Annotated in this window: 4 protein-coding genes; all 4 read left to right on the forward strand. The window is 70.4% G+C overall.

Going from position 1 to position 5005, the window contains the following annotated elements; all coding sequences use genetic code 11:
• The first annotated feature begins 74 nt into the window (after positions 1–74).
• Positions 75–416 (forward strand): hypothetical protein, encoded by a 342-nt coding sequence (locus AQI94_RS42160; RefSeq protein ID WP_030498525.1) that lies wholly within the window; start codon positions 75–77, stop codon positions 414–416.
• Between the two features lie 3 nt (positions 417–419).
• On the forward strand, positions 420–794 hold the full coding sequence (locus tag AQI94_RS42165; RefSeq protein ID WP_030498524.1) for a hypothetical protein: 375 nt from the start codon (positions 420–422) through the stop codon (positions 792–794).
• A 364-nt stretch (positions 795–1158) separates the two neighbouring features.
• On the forward strand, positions 1159–4413 hold the full coding sequence (locus AQI94_RS42175) for a hypothetical protein (protein ID WP_051742469.1): 3255 nt from the start codon (positions 1159–1161) through the stop codon (positions 4411–4413).
• Positions 4414–4417: 4 nt separating this feature from the next.
• The gene (locus AQI94_RS42180; RefSeq protein ID WP_030498521.1) at positions 4418–4993 is read left to right on the forward strand and encodes a hypothetical protein; all 576 of its coding nucleotides are present in this window, start codon (positions 4418–4420) and stop codon (positions 4991–4993) included.
• Positions 4994–5005: the final 12 nt, after the last annotated feature.

Raw genomic sequence — 5005 nt, forward strand, 5'->3', positions numbered from 1 at the left:
CCCGACTCAGGAGTGGCGTGGGGGACCTGACTCCCCCTAAGATCGATAGCAATTATGGAAAGGAGTTGGGAGACGTGACCGCTACCGCGACGCTCGCCCCCGAGGCTCCCCCGGTCCCTTCGGGCTGGCGAGTGACCCCGCAGGGCACCGTGCCGGTTTCCGACGTGGCCCGTACGACTGGTGACTACCCGGCGGTGAACTACACCGTTCGACGCTGCGGGGTCACGGTCGTTGAGCAGGGAGGCCACGGCCGGACGCGCTACATCCCGGTATCCGAGGCCCTGCTCCTGGTGGCCGCCGCCGCCCTGGCCATGGCCGCCGGAGTCGCCCTGGCGCAGATGTACCGCGCGATGAAGGCGAGCGGGGCCACGGTCGGGACCAACTCCCTGACGATCCCGCTCCCCCTCGGAGCCTGACCCATGACGACGACGACCGCGAAGGGGGTGAGCACCGTGCACAAGGCTGACGGCCTGTTGGAGATGTTCCTCCGGATGACCGAGGAAGAGTTCCTGATCATCTGGCGATTCGGCGGATACGAGGGTCTGCCCCCGCAGGACGTAGACCGGCGCATCGTCGCCATGGTCAAGGGCATGACCCCGGCCGGGCGGCGGTCCGTCGCCCGCGCGTTCGTGCGTGCCTTCGCGGCCCTCCCGGTGCAGGTTCGGGCCGCCCTGGTGGCGTTCCTGCTCTCCCTCGGGATTCGGCCGGCGGGGATAGCTCTCCCGGCTCCGGCCCCTCGTGCCCTGACCCCTCAAAGGGGGTGGCTCCGCCTCACCCCGGCCCGCGCTCCGTGACCACACGACCCCGCTTCGGCGGGGTCACACCGCAGGCACCCGACCCCAGACATGCCGAAAGCCCCGGGACACGACTCCCAGGGCTTGGCATCGATCCCCTAGCGAGGAATCAAGTGCATTCCAAGAGTACCCAGCAAGAACCCGCCCTGACCACAGATCCCCGTGTGACCCCCGTCGGCGGCTCCGGCCGCGTGACCACGGTCACGGACGGGACGACGTCTTACCTGATCTGCCGGACCGTGCGCGGCCGTGGCGGGTGGGGCGTCCACTGTTCGGCGGGTGAACTGATCACCTCCGGATGGCCGACCCTGGCCCGCGCTCGGTCCTACGCGGACCGGCTCCTGACGCGGGCGGGGGCCGACGCATGACCGAGACGACTCCCCAGTCCGCCCCGCGGACCCCGCGCCCGAGAACGGAGCGGCCCCTCCGGGTCGTCACCGGCTCCGATGGCGCCCGGGAAGAGATCACCACTGAGCGGATCGCGGACCGGTACGAGGTGGACGACCACGGCCACTACCGGGTGAGCCGGTCCTACGGCGAGAACGCCGCCGGGGATCGGGTCACGAAGGTGTCCCGGAAAGAGATCCTGTCCGCGCGAGCGGAGATCACCGCCGCGTACGCCGACGACACCGGGGAGCCGTACCCGATCGCGGCGACCGAGACGACCGACCGGTCCCGGCCCGTGGTCACGTACTACGACCTGCGGGTGTCCCGGCCGGACGCGGGCGCGGTCGTGGTCGACACCGTGGCGGCCGACGAATTCGACAAACTGGCATGGCTGGACCGGCAGGAACTTGCCGAGATCCCGCAGGTTCTCGCGGCCACCGGCCAGACCGCCCGGGGGGACATCGTGACGTCGATCAAACTCGGCTCCGACCGCTTCCCGACCATCCCCGCGTACTCCCGGCTCGGGTGGCACTGCCGGGAGGGCCGTTGGCTGTACGTCCACGGCGGCGGGGCCTGGACGAAGGATGGAGCCCTGGACGTGCCGGTCTACGGCAACGGTCTGGGGGTGTTCACCATGGCCGCCCCGCCCGAGGACGAGACGGCCGGACAGCGTGCGTTCGAGGCTCTGTGGCAGTTGTTCGGGATGACCCCGGACAAGTTCGCGGCGGTCGAGATCGGGGCCGTGTTCCGGGCCGCCATGGGCCGCCCCTCGGGGAGCTGCACGTACGTCGCGGTGAACCGGTCCGGCAAGTCCGGCCACATGGCGTTCGTGACGCAGTGCTGGGCTCCCTCGGTCCGCTGGAACACGCTCCCCTTCAACGCGGGTAAGGCGTTCGCGACCCCGGCCTATGTCGAGTACGTCCACCACACGTTCGGCGACATGTTCGTCGGGTGGGACGACATGGCGCCTTCCGGTTCCGCGCGGGAGCGGGCCGACTACTTCGACTTGTTCGCCCGGTCCCTGTTCAATGGCTCGTCCAAGGGCCGCATGGGCATCAAGGACGGGAAGATCGTGGCCCGTGACCGGCTCCGGCCCCGGGCGTTCGGTGGCCTGTCGGCCGAGGACGTGACCGCGGTCGAGTCGGCGCAGAACCGTACGCACCTGTTGCAGCTCTCCCGTGGGGAGTTCGACCCGGCCGCGTTCGCGGCGGCCGACGCGGACGGGGGCCCCGAGGCCCGGTCATCGCTCATGTCTGCGTTCGTCATCTGGTGGGCGGCCCGTATGCCGGCGCACGCCTACGTGGCGGAGTTGGAGCACCGGTTCGCGGCCGACCTGACCGCACAGACGCAGGCACCCGGCCGCTATGTCGAGTCGTCGGCGGACAAGGCCGCGGGTCTGTGGGCCGGTCTGGAGTTCGCGCTCTCCCGTGGGTGGGTCACTCCGGAGCGCTCCCGGGAGCTGTGGGAACGGGGGTGGGCCGGTCTGTGCGAGTCCCTGCGGGCGCAGGTCGACGCGAACTCTGGGCAGTCCATGGCCGACCGCATCCGGGACGCGATCCTTGACGGCCTGGCGGTCGGGGACGTTCACGTCCTGGACGTCCACGGCGGGATGCCCGCGCAGGGTCAGGCCCTCGGGTGGCGCGGGGAGTACGCGCAGGGCGCCGGTATCGGCTGGACGGACGGGACGCGGCTGTACCTGCTCCCGTCCGCCGCCGCCCCGTACGTCATCCAGAAGTCGGCCGACTCCGGCGCCCCCATCGAGATCACGGCCCGTGCCATGGGTGAGGCCCTGGAAGCGGCCGGATACATCACCGGGGAGGACGAGAACCGAGGCGGACGGATCACGCACCGGCACACCGCCTCCCAGTGGATTTCCGTTGCCCGGGCCACGAAGAAGGTGTGGTCCATGCCGGTCCCGATCGAGACGGACGGACGGGGCGGCTCGGGCCCCGAGGACAACCCCGAGGCTCCGCAGGGCCCCGAGGCCCCGCTCGTCTGCCGTGGGTGCGGTGGGGAGATGCGGGAAGACCTGTACGGCGACGGACTGCACGCCGGGTGCAAGGCGCCGGACGAGTGGCCCGAGGGCACCCTCGGAGCCGCCGCCGTGGCCGAGGCCGGGCCCGTGGCCGCCGCCCCCGCTCCCGTGGCTCCCCTGGCCGCCGTGGCGCCCCCTGTGGGCCCCGTGGCCGTGGACGAGCCGGTCCTCCCCGAGCCGGAGCCGGAGCCCGAGACGGCCCCCGCCCCGAGCCGCCAGGCGTCCCGGAAGCCGCGGCCGGAGCCGACCGTGTGCGCGAGCATCGCGGACCGCGTGGCCGCCGCGCTGGAAAAGGCCGGCGGGGACGTGGACAAGGCGACCGCCGCCCTGATCAAGACGGCCATCCCGGACGGGATGGAGTTGCTGGAGTCGACCCGGGTGTCTGCCCGGTACGACTTCACCGCGCACCCGCCGGAGCCCGAGATCCTGCGTAAGCCGTCCAAGAACGGCGCGAACGAGGTGTGGGAGGCCCGTCCGAAGTGGACGAACCCCAGCACCCCGGACGGGACCGAGGTGCAGCTCCTGGACGTGAACGCGGCCTACCTGTCGGCCCTGAACACTCACCTCCCGATCGGCGGATTGCAGCACGCCACGGGCGGAGAGTTCGACCGGCGTCGGTCCGGCCTGTACCTGATCACCCCGCCGGAGTGGACCCGTACTGATCTGCCCAACCCCCTCGGGTCGCGGGAGCTGTCCGGGGACCTGTGGGTGACCCGGCCGACCCTGCAACTCCTGATGGACGCGGCAAGCGAGAAGTTCGGGCGCCTGTGCGACGCGCCGGTCATTCACGAGTCGTGGACGAGCGGGTCCTCGGAGAGCATCCTCCGGGCCTTCCGGATCATCCTCCGGGACGCTCGTGCGGCGGCCATCGAGTCGGGGGACGAGGTGACCCTCGCCTACGTCAAGGCCATGTATTCCAAGTTCATTTCCACGTCCGCGAAGGCGTCGAAATTCAATCACCTCATTGAGCGCACAGACTGGTCACAGATCATCCGGGCGCAGGCTCACGGGAACCTGTGGCGCCGTGCATTCAAGGCGCACACCGCCGGTCTGACCGTTCACCGGATCACCGGCACCGACGAATTGCACGTGGCCGGAGACTGGCGCGCGGTATTCGCTGAGGGCCGGGGACTGACCGAGATGAAGACGAAGGGCGCCTATGTCGTCGGCGCCCCGGTCACGGAAATGGGGGAGTGACGACATGGCCGGGAAAATCACGGGCGCATACGGCGCAAAGGGAAAGCCGGGCGGAGAGGCAATTGCCGAACGGCTCACGGAACTTGCCGGGGGTATCAAGTCGTCGGCGGCCAGTGAACGCGGATTGGAGGCACGCCTCAAGTACCTGACGAACTCCCCCGCCGGATATCAGGCCATGGAACGAGCCGGTATCAGCGTCACCCCGCGCACGCTTATCGCGTGGCTTGCCGGGGACCGTGACCCGAACAAGGCCAACCGGGGCCGCATTGACGCGGCATACGCCGACATGCGGCGGCGGAACGTGGCGAAGTCCCTGAAAAAGCGGCTCGGCAACAACGGGCGCGGGACCCGGGTGGAAGTCCACCCGGTGAATCAGGGAGGGGTCACCCCGTCCCGGCAACGGGCCCTGGACGTGCGCAAGGTGAACATCCGCCCCAACCAGTGGGACCGGCTCGTCGACCAGTGGTCGGCCGGGGACGCGGACGGCATGAACGCTGAGTGGGAGGACATTGCCGAGGACACCCTCGGGTCCGAGTGGGGCGCGTACACGTCCGTCGCAGCGATCGGATTCGGCGCGTAGGACACCGCGGGG

This window comes from Streptomyces pseudovenezuelae (assembly GCF_001513955.1).
Lineage (GTDB): Bacteria > Actinomycetota > Actinomycetes > Streptomycetales > Streptomycetaceae > Streptomyces > Streptomyces pseudovenezuelae.

Coding starts and splice junctions, on each gene's coding strand:
- AQI94_RS42165 (WP_030498524.1), top strand. CDS start 420: ATGACGACGACGACCGCGAAGGGGGTGAGCACCGTGCACAAGGCTGAC.
- AQI94_RS42175 (WP_051742469.1), top strand. CDS start 1,159: ATGACCGAGACGACTCCCCAGTCCGCCCCGCGGACCCCGCGCCCGAGA.
- AQI94_RS42180 (WP_030498521.1), top strand. CDS start 4,418: ATGGCCGGGAAAATCACGGGCGCATACGGCGCAAAGGGAAAGCCGGGC.